Annotated in this window: 19 protein-coding genes; 5 read left to right on the forward strand and 14 right to left on the reverse strand. The window is 63.6% G+C overall.

The genetic code is table 11. The annotated features are described in order from the left end of the window. The first annotated feature begins 25 nt into the window (after nt 1–25). The gene (gene msrA / locus VGG89_03845) at nt 26–658 is read left to right on the forward strand and encodes a peptide-methionine (S)-S-oxide reductase MsrA (protein HEY1975654.1); all 633 of its coding nucleotides are present in this window, start codon (nt 26–28) and stop codon (nt 656–658) included. A 14-nt stretch (nt 659–672) separates the two neighbouring features. Here msrA and VGG89_03850 read toward each other — a convergent pair whose 3' ends face one another. From VGG89_03850 to VGG89_03860, 3 genes are all read right to left on the reverse strand, one after another. Further along, nucleotides 673–1,566 carry a hypothetical protein gene (locus tag VGG89_03850; GenBank protein ID HEY1975655.1) on the reverse strand — a complete coding sequence of 298 codons (894 nt, stop codon included), beginning with the start codon at nt 1,564–1,566 and terminating at the stop codon, nt 673–675. Nucleotides 1,567–1,639: 73 nt separating this feature from the next. Further along, the gene (locus VGG89_03855) at nt 1,640–2,404 is read right to left on the reverse strand and encodes a 3-hydroxyacyl-CoA dehydrogenase (GenBank protein ID HEY1975656.1); all 765 of its coding nucleotides are present in this window, start codon (nt 2,402–2,404) and stop codon (nt 1,640–1,642) included. Continuing rightward, nucleotides 2,401–3,264, reverse strand: a complete 864-nt coding sequence (locus VGG89_03860; protein ID HEY1975657.1) for a CoA transferase — start codon at nt 3,262–3,264, stop codon at nt 2,401–2,403. The genes VGG89_03855 and VGG89_03860 overlap by 4 nt, the downstream gene beginning before the upstream one ends. Nucleotides 3,265–3,301: 37 nt before the next feature. On the opposite strand from VGG89_03860, the gene VGG89_03865 reads away from it, so the two are divergent. Next, entirely contained in the window at nt 3,302–4,240 is a 939-nt protein-coding gene (locus VGG89_03865) for a divergent polysaccharide deacetylase family protein (protein HEY1975658.1), read from the forward strand. Here the strand turns inward: VGG89_03865 and VGG89_03870 are convergent. Genes VGG89_03870 through VGG89_03880 form a run of 3 tightly spaced genes read right to left on the reverse strand, consistent with a single transcriptional unit; the run spans nt 4,224 to nt 6,078 of the window. Next, nucleotides 4,224–4,601, reverse strand: a complete 378-nt coding sequence (locus tag VGG89_03870) for a helix-turn-helix domain-containing protein (GenBank protein HEY1975659.1) — start codon at nt 4,599–4,601, stop codon at nt 4,224–4,226. The two genes, VGG89_03865 and VGG89_03870, sit on opposite strands and share 17 nt — an antisense overlap. Nucleotides 4,602–4,657: 56 nt before the next feature. Continuing rightward, nucleotides 4,658–5,599 (reverse strand): mechanosensitive ion channel family protein, encoded by a 942-nt coding sequence (locus tag VGG89_03875; protein HEY1975660.1) that lies wholly within the window; start codon nt 5,597–5,599, stop codon nt 4,658–4,660. Next, the gene (locus VGG89_03880; protein ID HEY1975661.1) at nt 5,569–6,078 is read right to left on the reverse strand and encodes a hypothetical protein; all 510 of its coding nucleotides are present in this window, start codon (nt 6,076–6,078) and stop codon (nt 5,569–5,571) included. Before VGG89_03880 ends, VGG89_03875 begins: the two co-directional genes overlap by 31 nt. A 20-nt stretch (nt 6,079–6,098) precedes the next feature. Between VGG89_03880 and VGG89_03885 the strand changes: the two genes are divergently transcribed. From VGG89_03885 to VGG89_03895, 3 genes are read left to right on the forward strand one after another with little or no spacing between them, the layout of a single operon-like run. Then, nucleotides 6,099–6,929, forward strand: coding sequence for a YihY/virulence factor BrkB family protein (locus VGG89_03885; GenBank protein ID HEY1975662.1), 831 nt, complete (start codon nt 6,099–6,101; stop codon nt 6,927–6,929). After that, nucleotides 6,929–7,621 carry an alpha/beta hydrolase gene (locus VGG89_03890; GenBank protein ID HEY1975663.1) on the forward strand — a complete coding sequence of 231 codons (693 nt, stop codon included), beginning with the start codon at nt 6,929–6,931 and terminating at the stop codon, nt 7,619–7,621. Before VGG89_03885 ends, VGG89_03890 begins: the two co-directional genes overlap by 1 nt. Before the next feature lie 10 nt (nt 7,622–7,631). After that, entirely contained in the window at nt 7,632–8,645 is a 1,014-nt protein-coding gene (locus tag VGG89_03895; GenBank protein HEY1975664.1) for a hypothetical protein, read from the forward strand. Here VGG89_03895 and rimM read toward each other — a convergent pair whose 3' ends face one another. From rimM to VGG89_03935, 8 genes are read right to left on the reverse strand one after another with little or no spacing between them, the layout of a single operon-like run. Then, nucleotides 8,646–9,188, reverse strand: coding sequence for a ribosome maturation factor RimM (gene rimM, locus VGG89_03900; protein HEY1975665.1), 543 nt, complete (start codon nt 9,186–9,188; stop codon nt 8,646–8,648). It lies immediately after the preceding gene. After that, complete coding sequence (locus VGG89_03905; protein ID HEY1975666.1) at nt 9,127–9,642, reverse strand: KH domain-containing protein; 516 nt, start codon at nt 9,640–9,642, stop codon at nt 9,127–9,129. The genes rimM and VGG89_03905 overlap by 62 nt, the downstream gene beginning before the upstream one ends. Then, nucleotides 9,642–9,938: a 30S ribosomal protein S16 gene (rpsP, locus tag VGG89_03910; protein ID HEY1975667.1), complete on the reverse strand. Its 297-nt coding sequence runs from the start codon at nt 9,936–9,938 to the stop codon at nt 9,642–9,644. Before rpsP ends, VGG89_03905 begins: the two co-directional genes overlap by 1 nt. A gap of 24 nt (nt 9,939–9,962) precedes the next feature. Continuing rightward, nucleotides 9,963–11,300, reverse strand: coding sequence for a signal recognition particle protein (gene ffh / locus VGG89_03915; GenBank protein HEY1975668.1), 1,338 nt, complete (start codon nt 11,298–11,300; stop codon nt 9,963–9,965). Next, the gene (locus VGG89_03920) at nt 11,301–11,555 is read right to left on the reverse strand and encodes an acyl carrier protein (protein ID HEY1975669.1); all 255 of its coding nucleotides are present in this window, start codon (nt 11,553–11,555) and stop codon (nt 11,301–11,303) included. A gap of 18 nt (nt 11,556–11,573) precedes the next feature. Next, complete coding sequence (locus VGG89_03925) at nt 11,574–12,320, reverse strand: SDR family NAD(P)-dependent oxidoreductase (protein ID HEY1975670.1); 747 nt, start codon at nt 12,318–12,320, stop codon at nt 11,574–11,576. Beyond that, on the reverse strand, nt 12,317–13,243 hold the full coding sequence (fabD, locus tag VGG89_03930) for an ACP S-malonyltransferase (GenBank protein ID HEY1975671.1): 927 nt from the start codon (nt 13,241–13,243) through the stop codon (nt 12,317–12,319). The genes VGG89_03925 and fabD overlap by 4 nt, the downstream gene beginning before the upstream one ends. Nucleotides 13,244–13,295: 52 nt before the next feature. Beyond that, nucleotides 13,296–14,291: a beta-ketoacyl-ACP synthase III gene (locus tag VGG89_03935; GenBank protein ID HEY1975672.1), complete on the reverse strand. Its 996-nt coding sequence runs from the start codon at nt 14,289–14,291 to the stop codon at nt 13,296–13,298. Between the last annotated feature and the right edge of the window lie 6 nt (nt 14,292–14,297).

The raw sequence follows: 14,297 nt of genomic DNA on the forward strand, positions 1-14,297 counted from the left end.
GATGCCCTCCGGTCGTTATTGAGATATGAAATCGCCAATCGCCCTTCTCCTTGCCTGCCTGCTCGCGGCGACCGCCGCGGCCCCTGCCCGTGCCGCCAATGAGCAGCGCGTCGTCCTGGCGGGCGGGTGCTTCTGGGGAATGCAGGCCGTCTTCGAGTCCTTACGCGGCGTCACGTCGGCCGTTGCCGGATATGCGGGCGGCAACGCTGCCACCGCGCACTACGAGATCGTGAGCACGGGAATGACGGGTCAAGCCGAGTCGGTTGAAGTGACCTACGACCCCAAGCAAATCTCGTTCAAACAACTGCTCGACGTCTACTTTCTCGTCGCACACGATCCCACCGAGCTCAACCGGCAAGGACCAGACGAAGGCACGCAATACCGATCCGAGATTTTCTACACCACGCCGGCGCAGCACGCGCAAGCGGCGTCGTACATCGCAGCGCTCGGAAGCAAACACGTTTATAACGCTCCCATCGTCACGAAGCTCGAAGCGTTACCCGGCTTCTACGCAGCGGAAGGCTATCATCAAGACTTCGCCGTTCACAACCCCGACAACGAGTATATCGTAATCAACGATCTGCCCAAGCTGCACAAGCTCAAAGACACCTATCCGGCCCTCGTCAAGCCGAACGCGCCCCTAATATCCAAGATGTAGTTAAGGCGCGGTCGTTAGCTCGGGGCTTCGTTGACGTGCTGGGCGTAGGAATGCTTGTCGAAGTACCAGTCCGGAAGCGACGCGGGAAACGTGATGTCGTTGAAATCGTAGTCGACCGTAGCGTCCACGCCCAGATACTGCGCGTCCTGCGCGTATGTCGGCGTACCGTGAATGTGCGTTACCACCGGCATGTTGTTCATCCACCCGAGCGTCACTGTGAAGAGCATCGCGTAGACGTGACCCTCACCTTCGTCGTAGAGCTTGTCGGTCGCAACGACCTCTTGGAGCTCGAGCGTCTTCGCATCGACGTAGAGCTCGCGCAACCGGTTGCGATCGGGATCGCGCCGTGCCTGCAGACTCACGTGCAGGAGATTCCCTTCGGTCGCTACCTTCGTGACTTTGTAGTCGAACTCGCCGAGCGCCGTCACCACCGCGATGGTGGGAGGCAGCGACCCGCTCGGCTCGGGAGTTGGAACGAACGTTTCGGGGTTGGTGTGCGGATGAACCGGCGCCGGCTCTAACAGATCGGCGGTCGGCGGCCCCGGATCCCACGGCTCGTTGAACGACGGCCGTAAAAACTCGAGCTGGCCGCGCGCGGATCCGCGATACACTCGGCGGCCCAGCGCCGCGCGATCGCTCGTACGGCACCAGATGTGGTACGTGTAGCTATTGACCAGATCGGGGTAGCCGTCGTCGAGGGTCTGTTTGCGAACCAGCGTGTAGGTCTCGTACGGCGGCGGCGGGCGATGCGAGCGAAACTGCCGCCGAATCAGAAACAGCAGGCGCTCCGGTGACGGCAACGCGATGGGAGTCGCGGCCGGCATCGGCTTGGCCGCGACCGCGTGCGACGGCGGGGTTATGGCCAACCAGACCAGCAAAGCAAGAGCCAACCCGAAAAGCGTTCTCACACGCTTCTTCTTAAGCACGCCCTCCATCATGCTCCTATCGCGCATTCTTAGGAAACCCTCAGATTTAAAAGAGTTATTTCGGGGCCATGCGCAGGGCGCCGTCGAGCCGGATCACCTCGCCGTTGAGCATTTGATTTTCCGCGATGTGACGCGCGAGTGCCGCGTATTCGGCCGGTTTGCCCAAGCGCGACGGGAACGGATTCTGTTTTCCGAGAGACTCGCGAGCCGCCTCGGGCAAACCGGCGAGCATGGGCGTGTCGAAAATTCCCGGGGCGATGCTGACGACTCGGATCTGCTGCTGCGCAAACTCGCGCGCGAGCGGTAAGGTCAGGCCGACCACTCCGCCCTTCGATGCCGCATACGCAACTTGGCCGATCTGTCCGTCGAATGCCGCCACCGACGCGGTGCACACGATCACGCCGCGATCCTCACCCGGCTCGACCGAACGCTTCATCATCTCCGCCGCTACTAGGCGGACGACGTTGAACGTTCCGATCAAGTTCACCATGACCACCTTCGTGAAGTGATCCAGCGGTTGGGGCCCGTCGCGTCCCACGGCACGTTCGGCCGTCGCGATGCCGGCGCAGTTAATCGCTCCGTGAACGCCACCGAACTCCCGCAAGGCAAGCGCAATCGCGCCATTGACTTGGGATTCGTCGGTCACGTCGGTTCGCGCGAAACGCACCGAGCTGCCGAGTTCCTTTGCCAGGGTCTCGCCGCGGTCGCTGACGTCGCAGATCACGACGCGCGCGCCTGCCGACGAAAACTCGCGCACGCACGCAGCGCCCAATCCCGAGCTCCCCCCGGTGACCAAAAACACTTTTTCGGATAGATTCACGCTGACGATTCCCTTCTATCGTTAATTTCGGCTAGCGGCACGTCGCGCGCCTGCGCCAACTGCGCCCACTCTTTTGCCGGACGGCGCGCGATTGCCGCCGCGATCGAATCCGCATCGACCCCGTCGATCTCGAGTATCTCGCGCAGCCCTTCGATAAAATGCGGCTCGAGCGCCGCCACGGCCACCCAGCCGTCGCTCGCGCGATACACGCGATACGTCGCGAGACTTCCTCCAAGCGCACCGTCGGCCGTCGTCAATCCGTAGCGCAACGGCGCGGCAAACTCCTCGGCCGCATCGACGATAGCGATTTCGACATACCGGCCGTGACCGTCGCGGGCGCGCGCGATCAACGCTGCCAAGGTCGCCGACACGGCGCGCTCCGCCGCGGCCAAATCGCCGATGAGCGTCCGCGGCATCGAGGGCGGCGACAGGAGTCCCGCGCGGGCCTGATACGTCAAATCGTGTCCGGCGCGGTCGCGGTGCGGTGCGGCTTCGCCGACGACGGCGACCTGCACCAACGCGGGATAGCGGCCGGCAAGCGTTTCATTTGCTATACCGGCTCGCTCGAGCGCGCGCGCGCGCATTGCGGTAAGCAGCACGTCGGCGGCAGCGATTCGCTCGTGCAGCGCGTCCCGATCGCGCGACGCGGAAAGATCCAGCCTCGCGACGTCGACGTGCTCGCGCAGGCGCGCGTACCATTGCGGTGCCGCCGTCTCCAACGGATCGCCGCGCATCGGCTCAACCTTCCACACCGTCGCGCCCAGCTCGGCCAAACGTGCGGCGGCAATCGGTCCGGGCACGTTCGTCGTCGCGGCGACGACGCGGACCCCTTGGAGCGGCGCGTTCGATCCGTCATTCATTTCAGGACTCTTGCGCGCGCGTGCAGAAAGCACCCGCGTGCCCAAGAGAAACGCCCGCGATGAAAAGCGCGTCGATTACATTGCGCTCGCAATTGTCTTGCTTGCCGCCATCGCGCTTGGGTGGTGGCTGCTCGCTCCACGACGCGCGCATCACCCGAAGAGCGTCTCGGTCGTAACGCCCGCCCCGTCGCTCCCGCAGGCGACAAGCGCGCCGGCCGTTCCGGCGACGACCGTTCCGACGAGCGCCCCGGCGACGTTGATGCCGTCCCCGCTTCCAACGACGACGCCGCATGCGGTCGCCGGCGCACCCAGATTGGCGCTTATCGTCGACGACTGCGGACAATGGATCGATACCGAGCGCGGCTTTCTCGCATTGTCCATTCCGCTGACGATGTCGGTGCTGCCGGACGTGCATTACACGTCGACGATCGCAACCGAAGCCGCGGGCGCCGGCAAGGGCGTTATGCTGCATTTGCCGATGGAGACGTTATCGGGCCTCAATCCGGGACCCGGAAAAGTCACGACCGAGATGTCCGACTCGCAAATCGCGCAACAAGTCGAGGCGGACCTCGCGCAAATTCCGCTTGCAGCCGGCGTCAATAACCACGAGGGGAGTAAAGCGTCGGCGGACGAGCGGGTCATGGATGACGTCGTCGACGTCTTAGCCAAGCACGGCCATCTCTTCTTCATTGACTCGCGCACGAACGCGGCCTCGGTCGGCGAACGCGTTGCGGAGAGCCGCGGCGTTCCAACGGCGTCTCGCGACGTCTTTCTCGATAATCAGGCGTCGGTCGACTACACGGTCGCACAACTCAAAGAAGCGGCGGCAATCGCACGCAAGAACGGCAGCGCCATCGCGATCGGACATCCGCGTCCGACGACGCTGCAAGCGGTGCGCGATATGATCCCGCAGCTGCAGGCATCGGGTATCGAGTTCGTCTTAGCGAGGGACCTGGTTTCTAGCGATCCTCGCTAGCGTCGCTTTCGATCCAGCGTTCCGCCCAGCGCCCTAACGCGTCGAGCGCTTCTTGCAGCTCCCGTCCGCGCTGCGTCAGCTGGTAGAGCACGCGGATAGGCGCTCCCGATTGCACCTCGCGCCGGATGATCTGCGTGGCTTCGAGCTCGCGCAGCCGCTCGGTCAGCAGCCGGTCCGAAATCCCCGGTATACCGCTGAGCAACTCGTTGAAGCGCTTGGGCCCCGGCAAGAGCAGTCGAATGACCGCGCCCGTCCAACGTCGTCCGATGAGCTCCACCGCACGGTGAAAGCGCGGGCATAATCCCGCTTGCAGCGTCTCCTCAGAGACCTGCTCGAGTTCGGATGACCGGCTTAGCGGCATGACGTTAATAAAAAAGGCGGGGCGCGGGGATCCTAGGGATATCCCCTCTTCGGCGGCTACGTAGCCACCGCCTTGACTTTTTCTCCCTTCGGATCGTCGCCGGCAACGCGCTTGAGGAACGCTTCTGCGAACTCGCTGCCGATGCGGCGCCGATCCGCCGCGTCGCTCGCCGGCACCGTCACCACCATGTCGATCGCGCCGTCCGCGATTTTGTTGAAGCGCACGTCGATCTCTTTCTCCGGCGATGCGTGCGAGACGCCGCGCGCCGTCTCTCGCGCGGCATCGCTCATGCGCCCGAAGTCGGCCGAACGATCGAGGGTAACGGTAATGGGGACGCGCAACGGCAAGCGGTAGGCGGTAAAGATCGCTTGCGCCAGCTTCTGGTTCGGAACGATAATTCGATTGCCGTCGGCGTCGCGCAGCACCGTGGTACGCCAGTTGATATCGACGACCGTACCGGTGTTATCGGCGTCGATACGAACGAAATCCCCGGCGTGTACTTGTCGCGACGCGGCAATCTGAATGCCTGAAAAGAAGTTGGCCAGCGTATCCTGCAGCGCGAGCGCCACCGCAAGACCGCCGATGCCGAAGGCCGTGAGGATCGGCGCGACCGAGATGCCGAGATACTGCAGGACGACGAGGCCCCCGACGATCGCGACGAGCGTTTCCGTGACGCTGACGAAGAGTGTGATCGAGCCGATGGCGCCCGCGGCGCGTTGGCTGTGCCGAGTGACCAGGTTTGCCGCGATTCGCGCCGCGACCACCGTGGCGAGCGCAATCAGCAGCGCGACGAATGCGCGGTGGGTGATCGGATTGACGTGGTGGTCCTGCAAGGTCAACGACGCAGCGTACAATCCGATCGCGAAGACGAACGCGAATGCGACGAATCGCAGCGGCGCCAGCGCGCGAAAGCGCCGAACGAGATACTCGGCCCCAAGGCCGATGAGGGCGTCTACCGCGATGATTCCTAATGCAACGATCGTGCGGTGGTCGAACATGCCGGTGGGCTCTTACCCACGGGAAGCGGCGTTCGGCGGGGGAGCGGCGGCCCGCTCCAGACCGGTCGCGGCGTGGCCTCGGGCTGCGGGGTAAAGACCGGGCGCGGGGGAACCGTGGGGGTGGTTGCGTCGAACGGCGTCGGCGCGGTGACCATCGGCGCCTCGGTCCAAACCTCGAGAACCCGCCGGTGACCGTCGTAGGCGACCGCCTCGCCGAGGCGCCGAACCAGGGGGCCGACCGCCACGTACGCGCCCTCACTGCGTTTGCCGCCCGGCAAGAGCACGCGGACGCTGCGCCCGTCGCGCTCGATCACTAACGTCGAGCCTTCGATCCAAGCACGGTCGGCCAGCCGTAGCAAAACGGGCTCCAGCGGAGCGAAGACGCGTCCTTCGACGACGTATGCGCGAAAGTACGCCGGTAGTGGACGCCCATCGACGAGCATCGTGACCGGAGCGGGCGGTGGGAATACCGGCACCATTGCGCGATATACCGCATCGAATGGCGCGATTCATTTCCGCGTTGCGCGAAGGCGGCATACGTTTTTCCCGCGATGGCTGCGCCTTTCTCGCGCAAGCGCTCGCGTTCAACGCACTGTTCGCGCTGTTTCCGCTTACCGTGCTGTCGCTGAGCGCCGCGACGCTGGTTTTACCATCGGCACAGCATCGCACCTTGGCATTTTTCGACACCCTGGCACCGGCGCTGCACGACTACGTCGCCGCCAATCTCAGTTCGTATATCTACAGCCGCGGGATTACGAGCGCGATCGCGGCGATCGTACTCTTATGGTCGGGCAAGAATCTTTTCATGGGACTTGCCTACGCCCTCGACCGCGCGCTCGGCGTGCCGAAGGGGCGTCCGCTCGTGCACAACATCGCGCTGTCGTTCGTGATGCTGCCTCTCGTGGGACTGTTGCTGATCGCCGCAATATCGCTTCCCGTCATTATCGCAATCCTGTTTGCCGCAAGCGGCGTCAACGATCCCGCGCGGCTCACGCACGTTCTCGCATATCTCATATCGATCGCGCTCGTTTTCATCGTCACGGTCGCGCTCTACCGCTGGCTTCCCAATCGCGGCGTCTCATGGGGTTTTGCGTTTCGCGGCGCGACGGTCGTTGCAATCGCGTGGCCGGTCGTGCAGCTCGCCTTCGCGCAGTACACGACGCACGTGGATTTCACGCATATTTACGGCGCGCTCTCCGCGCCGCTGGTTTTGCTCCTCTGGTTTTATCTGATCGGCTGCATCTTTCTGTACGGAGCCGAGTATAGCGCGGCGATGTCGGCAATGCGCGGCAAGGACCACGTACCGGCGATTCCGGCGGAGGCTCGATAGTGCGCTTTGTGTTTCTTCACGGATCGGGATGCACCGGCGACGTCTTCGCCGCGCAACTCGCGGCTTTCCAGAATGCTCTCGCGCCGACGCTTCCCGGCCATGCCGACGGCCGCGAAGGTCCCGATACGGTCGCCGCGTTTGCCGACGCCGTGGACGCCGAACTGCGCGAACGAGAGATCGCCGAGGTCGTCGTTTGCGGGAACTCTCTGGGCGGTGCGATCGCATTGGAGCTTGCGCTTCGGAACGTGGCCGCCGTGCGCGCGGTGGTCCTGATCGGATCGGGCGTGCGGCTGCGCGTCGCACCGGCAATTTTCGAACGGCTCGAGTCCGACTTCCCCGCGGCGGCGCGCGAGTTGGCCGCAATGTTCTTCGCTCGGCCGAGTCCCGAGCTCGTCGACGCGTCGGTCGCTACGATGTTGCGCGTCGGGCAGACGCAAACCACACGCGACTTTCGCGCTTGCGACGCGTTTGACGCGAGCGAGCGCATTGCAGACCTGCGCGTTCCCCTGCTCGCGTTGACGGGCGACCGCGACGTGCTCACGCCGCCCAAATTCGCGCAATGGTTCGCCGACCGGGTACCGGGTGCGCAAGCGCGAATACTGGCCGACGCCGGCCACTTCGCCATGATCGAGCGGCCGGAGGAAACGAACGCCGCGCTGCGAGCGTTCGAAGAACGACTCCTCCCTCGTTGAAAGGACCCTCGTGCGCCGGTTTCTCCCGATGTTATTCGTCGTTGCTTCGCTCGTGCTGATGGCCGCGGCTCCGTCCCCGAAACCCAGTCCCACACCGTCGCCTGCGGCCTCTGCGGCGCCCAAGCCCGGCTTCGGGCAGACGCCCACCGTACTCGTCTTCCCGTTCGAGACGCAATCGGGAGCCGATCCAAAGATCGGCGCCGCGATCTCGCAGATTCTCTCGCAGGGCATGGCGCAGGCCGGCGGCCTCACCGTCCTGCCGATTCCGCAGAACGTAGCGCGCGCCGACTACCAAACGTACGCGCGTGAGCAGCACGCGGAGTTTTACATCAGCGGCTACGTGACCCCAATCGGTGAAACCGCATCGGTGGTCGAGCAGCTGGTCGGCGTCAACGACGGCATCGTGCTCTTCTCCCAAACCGCGCAGGTCAACAGTGTGGCCGACGTCGCCTCGCAGTCGCTGCAGGCGCGCTCGTTCATTATCGCCTATGCGAACCGCAACACGCAGAACATTGCGTCGACGACTGCGAACACGCCCGCTCCCGCCGTCACCAACGGCGCTCAGGTTAAGCTCGGCGGCATCAGTGCGATCGTCGATTCGGTCTTCCATCGCCGCGGTGCCGCCACGCCGACCCCGATCCCGGCCTCAGCCAAACCAGCCCGGGGCGTCATCATCGCGCCGCTTGCGCCGAACGGGAACGTTCCGGCCGCGGACCTCACCAACGCGACCAACGAGCTGTATTTCGCCATGTCGCGCCGTTTCAACGCGTCGATCACCCCGGTAAAGAGCAGCGTCGCGACGTCGGCTGATTCGATCTGCGGGACGCGTCGCAACAATACGATCGCCGGCGGTACCCTAGCAGAAAACATTCAAAAACACGGGCATGAAGTCGTCTTCACGCTCTCGGTGTACACGTGCTTCGGCGCGGTGCTCGATACCCAGATCGGAAAGGGTGACAACATCAAAGCGGCGATCGACAAGGCCGTCACCGCGTACACTACCGCTCACCCCGACAATAGCTAGTTAGTCGAGCAGTCCGGCCGGCGCATCGACGACAATGCGCCGTGCTTGCGTGTCAATCGTCCGAACGATTGCCGCGACCATTGGGACCAGGCGTCCGCCCACGACCAGCATGTCGCTAGCCGGATAGTGCTCGACGCGCTCGACGTCGCCGTACGTCTGACCGCCGGCGCCCACGACGGTGCATCCGACGAGATCGGCGTCGAAATACTCACCATCGGCCAGCGGAATGCGCTCGCGCGGAGCGTAGAGCACCGCGCCGGAAAGGCGTTCCGCCGCGTCGGCATCGGCCACGCCCTCGAAAGTGACGAGCAGCCGCCCCTTATGCGCGCGAACCGTGCGAAGACGCACGACGCGCGATTCGCCGCCGATCTCGCACCGCAGCTCCGTACCCGCCGAAAAGACGATGCGACCCGCATTGCTCGGATCGCATTTGAGCTCGCCCGCAATACCGAACGCGCCGGCAATGCGTCCTACCGGCAGCTCATTGCTCGTCTTCTTCTTGCTCCTGCGTACCGTCGGCGGCTTCTTCGGTGTCCAAAATATCGATCGAGACGCGACCTTCTGCGGTCGCGCGGACGATCGTGCGCAGTGCGTGCGCGACGCGTCCGTTACGCCCGATGACCTTGCCGAGATCCTCCGGATCGACGACGAGTTCGATGACCGGTTTGCTTTCTTCATCCATGAAAAGCTCGACCGCGATCTCGTCGGGTTTGGCGACGAGTTTGCGCGCCACGAAACCGAGCAAGTCGGACGCGCGGCGATGCCCCGCCCAGGGATCGTCCGAAGCGGTTTTGGGTCTGGTGCGGGGGCCGTATTCGCGTCCGCGCTGCTGCGGCCGATCGCCTCGCGGCTGACGGCGCGGCTGTTCGTCTTCCGGTTCGACGTCGTCGATGACGGTTTCGCCCGAAGCGATCTTGCGAGCGCCTAACGTCGGTCGACGCTCGAACTCGTCCGAGCCTTCCCCGAAGAGGCCGAATTCGTCGTCGAACGCGCTCATTACGAACCCGCCTTTTCGCTCTTAGGCTTGCGCTTGGCCGTGGAAATCGGACCGCGGTCCATGATGCCTTTTTCAGCGAAAAGCCGGCGAACCGTCGTCGACGGCTGCGCGCCCTTGGAGAGCCATTCTTTGGCTTTGCCCTCATCGACGACGATCGTCTTGGGCTCGGTGCGCGGGTTGTAGTGTCCGAGAATTTCGATGAACCGTCCGTCGCGCGGTGCACGTGCGTCGGCAACGACGAAGCGGTACGTCGGTTGTTTCTTTGCGCCCATGCGGCGCAGTCTGATCTTAACCATGATGTACTTTCTGGTGTTGGGTGATTATGGCCGAAGCATTCCGGCGGGCAGTTTGGGCAAGAAACGTTTTTTCTTGCCGCCCCCGAGCTGCTTCATTAACTGACGTGACTGCTCGAACTGTTTGACGAGCCGGTTCACGTCGGAAACTTGCGTACCCGAGCCCAACGCAATGCGCTTGCGGCGCGAACCGTTGAGCATGTCGGGATGGCGGCGTTCGCGCCGCGTCATCGAGCAAATGATCGCTTCGATCCTCTTGATGTCTTTCTCGGGGATCTCGAAGTCTTTGGGAAGCGCCCGCGAGAGACCGGGCACCATCTTCAAGACGTCGGTCATCGACCCGAGCTTGCGCATCTGCCGCATCTGATCGAGAAAATCGTCGAGCGTAAAACTTTGCTTGAGGAGCTTCTCTTCGAGCTGCTTTGCCTGCTCCTCCGAATAGAGTCCCTGCGTCTTCTCGATGAGCGTCAGAACGTCGCCCATACCGAGAATGCGCGACGCAAGCCGGTCCGGGTAGAACGGCTCGAGCGCCGCGACCTTTTCACCGACGCCGACGAACTTGATCGGCGCCCCCGTAACGGCATGAATCGATAGCGCGGCACCGCCGCGAGTGTCGCCGTCCATCTTGGTGAGGATCACGCCCGTGATTCCCAACCGGTCGTGGAAGCCTTTGGCGACGTTGGTCGCTTCTTGACCGGTCATTGCGTCGGCAACGAGGAGAATTTCCTTCGGCGTTACCGCTGCTTTGATGCGCTCGAGCTCTTCCATGAGCGCGTCGTCGATGTGGAGCCTGCCGGCCGTGTCGACGATCACCGTGGAAAGCCCGAGCCGGCGCGCCTCGGCGACGGCTTCGCGTGCCGTCTTGACGGGGTCTTGGTTCCCGCGTTCGTAGACCGGGAGGTCGATTTGTTTGCCCAGCGTCACCAGCTGGTCGATAGCGGCCGGGCGGTAGACGTCGGCCGCGACGAGCAACGTACGCCGTCCCTGCTCTTTCAGACGCAGCGCGAGCTTGGCAGCCTGCGTGGTCTTCCCGGAGCCTTGCAAACCGACGAGCATGATCACCGACGGCGGCGCGTCGGAGAAGTGCAGCCGCGCCTCGGCTCCGCCGAGCAGATCCACGAGCTCTTCGTGAACGATCTTGACGATCGTCTGCGCCGGCGTCAGCGACTCCAGAACGTTGGCGCCGATGGCCTTCTCTTTGACGCGAGCGACGAACGACTTGGCAGCGCCAAGCGAGACGTCCGCCTCCAATAAGGCAACGCGAACTTCGCGCAGCGCCTCGTTGACGTCGCCTTCGCTAAGCTTTCCTCGTCCGCTCAGGCGCGAAAAGATCGCGCCTAAACGCTCGGTGAGCTGATCGAACAATTACGCGTTCGCCGACGATCCGGCCGTCGCTTCGTCGATACGCTTGACGGCATCCCCGACCGTTTTGATCTTCTCGGCTTCTTCGTCGGGAATATCGATGTTGAACTCGGTCTCGAACGCCATGACGAGCTCCACCTGGTCGAGCGAATCCGCCCCGAGGTCGTCGGTGATCGACGCTTCGGGCGTTACCTCGGATTCGTCCACGCCGAGCTGCTCGACGATGATCTTCTTGACTTTATCTAACGTGGTTGACATTACGTCTCCTTGTCTGGTTTACATCAGTACGCCGCCGTCAACGACGAGCGTCTGCCCCGTAATATAGCTTGCGGCATCGGAGCAAAGGAAGGCGACTGCCCCGCTGACGTCCTCCGGTCTTCCCGGCCGGCCGAGAGCGGCATTTTTGATCAAGAACTCCCTTGCGGCGTCGGGCATTTTTTCGGTCATAGCGGTCTCGATGAGGCCCGGTGCAACGGCGTTGACTCTTATATTCCTCGAACCCAACTCCTTTGCGACGGACTTGCAGAGGCCGATGAGCCCGGCTTTCGACGCCGCGTACGCGGCTTGTCCGGCATTACCCATGATTCCGACGATGCTGGTCACGAGCACGATCGCCCCCGAGCGCTGCTTCATCATCGGTTTTGCGACCGCGCCGCAAAGATAAAACGCCGATTTCAAGTTGACGTCGAGCATTTGGTCGATCGTCTCGGCTTTGAGGCGCAGCAACAATGCGTCGACCGATTGCCCGGCATTGGCGATCGCGAAGTCGACTCGGCCGAAGCGCTCGAGGGTCTCAGCAACCGCGCGCTCGACGGACGCCTGGTTGGTGACGTTGCCGGTGAAGATGTGCGCCACTGCTCCCGGGCGTTCGGCCGCGCATTGAGCGGCAGTTTCTTCCAGCGCGGCCGAGTCGCGTCCGACGAGGGCGACGTCGGCCCCGCGCCGCGCGAACTCCACGGCGATCGCGCGTCCGATTCCGCGGCTCGCTCCGGTAACCAGCGCGCTCTTTCCCTCGAATCTCATACCTTGGCCCCCATCGCGTCGCGTAACTTTTCGACACCGGCGAAGTCGCTGACGACCATAGCTTTGGGAGCGCCCTCCATGCGGCGCATCAATGGACCGAGCACACCGGACGCACCGAATTCGACGATGAGATCGAGACCGTACGAAACCACGCGCTCGGCCGTCTCGTGCCAACGCACTTCTTGAACGATCGAACGCACGAGATTGACCTTTATCGTTTCGACGTCGCGATACACGTGCGCGTCGACGTTGGAAACGACGTCGAACTCCGGCAGCGCGAAAGTGCCCGCGTCAACCGCGGCGGCGAAGCGTTCGACCGCGGGCTGCATCAGCTCGCTGTGCCAAGCCCCGGAGACGTTGAGCGGGACGACGCGCTTGGCGCCCCCGGCGAGCATCGCCTCGGACGCCGCCGTCACCGCATCGAGATCGCCGCTGATGACGATCTGCGTCGGCGAGTTGAAGTTTGCGAGCTGCACTCTGCCGCCGGACTTACCGCGCGACTGCTCGACGATCTCGCGAACGGCCGGCGCTTCTAATCCCAAAACGGCGGTCATGCCGCCGCGAGCGCGTTCCGCTGCGGCTTGCATGGCCTTGCCCCGCTCGTCGACTATGCGGAGCGCGTCCTCGAACTCCAGCGAGCGCGCGGCGACCAAACTGCAGAACTCGCCGAACGAGTGTCCGGCGCTGACGACCGGCTGCAGGCTGTTGCCGAGCGCCGCATAGAGCGCCACGTTGGTCGTAAAGATCGCGGGTTGGCTGTATTGCGTTTCACGGAGCTTTTCTTCGGGCCCCTCGCGCTGCAGTTTCAGCACGTCGTAACCAAGCACGCCCGACGCGCGCTCGAATACTTCACGCGAGTCCGGATTGTGCGCGGCAACATCGACGCCCATCCCGACGACCTGCGAACCCTGGCCAGGAAACAATGCGCCTATTCGCATCTTGTCATCCTGAGCGTAGCGAGCGAAGTCGAAGGGTTCACGCGGCCGCCTGCCATTTCCACGCGACGGCACCCCACGAAAGCCCGCCGCCGAATGCCACGAAAACGATCACGTCGCCGTCGCGCAGCTTTCCGGCCCGCACGAACTCCGAAAGCGCGATCGGAATCGACGCAGCCGACGTGTTGCCGTATTCGGCGATGTTCGTCACGACTTTCTCTTCGGGCATTTGCAAGTAGTGGGCGGCGGCGTCGATAATGCGCTTATTGGCTTGATGCGGGATCAGATAGGCAACGTCGGATTTGGTGATCTGGGCTTTAGCCAGCGCGGTACCGGTCGCTTCGATCATTTTATTGACGGCGACCTTGAACACTTCGCGGCCCTGCATGGCAATGAGATTGCGTTTCTCTTCGATTGCCGCGCCGTCGATCGGATGTCGCGAACCGCTTGCCTCGACGTAGAGCAGGTCGGGCTTGGTGGCATCGGCGCCGAGTTCGGAGGCCAGAAACGAGTTCTCCTCGGAGCGCTCGAGGACGACGGCGCCGGCACCGTCACCGAACAGGATGGCCGTCGAGCGATCTTCCTTATTGAGAATCTTCGAAAGCGTTTCGGCACCGATGAGCATCACGCGGCGGTAGATGCCCGAACAGATCAGGCCCGACGCGACGGTCAGGCCGTAGATGAAGCCGCTGCAGGCGATCGAAATGTCGAAGGCGGGTTTGTCCCGCGATCCCAATCGCGCGGCGACCAGGCACGCGGTCGCCGGAAAGTAGAAATCCGGCGTAACCGAGCAGACGATGAAGCAGTCGATGTCGCGAGGCGTGAGCCCGGCGTATTCCAGCGCGTTGCGCGCGGCGACGACCGCGAGATCGCTCGTCGCTTCCCGATCGGACGCCCAATGGCGGCGCTTCATTCCGGTGCGAGTCGTAATCCACTCGTCGGACGTTTCGAGCCACCGTTCCAAATCTTCGTTTGTCACGACGCGGGCCGGCGCGTGATGTCCGACGCCGACGATCTTCACGCCGGTTAGGGTCATCGCGCG

The sequence above is a fragment of the Candidatus Baltobacteraceae bacterium genome, assembly GCA_036488875.1.
Lineage (GTDB): Bacteria > Vulcanimicrobiota > Vulcanimicrobiia > Vulcanimicrobiales > Vulcanimicrobiaceae > JAFAHZ01.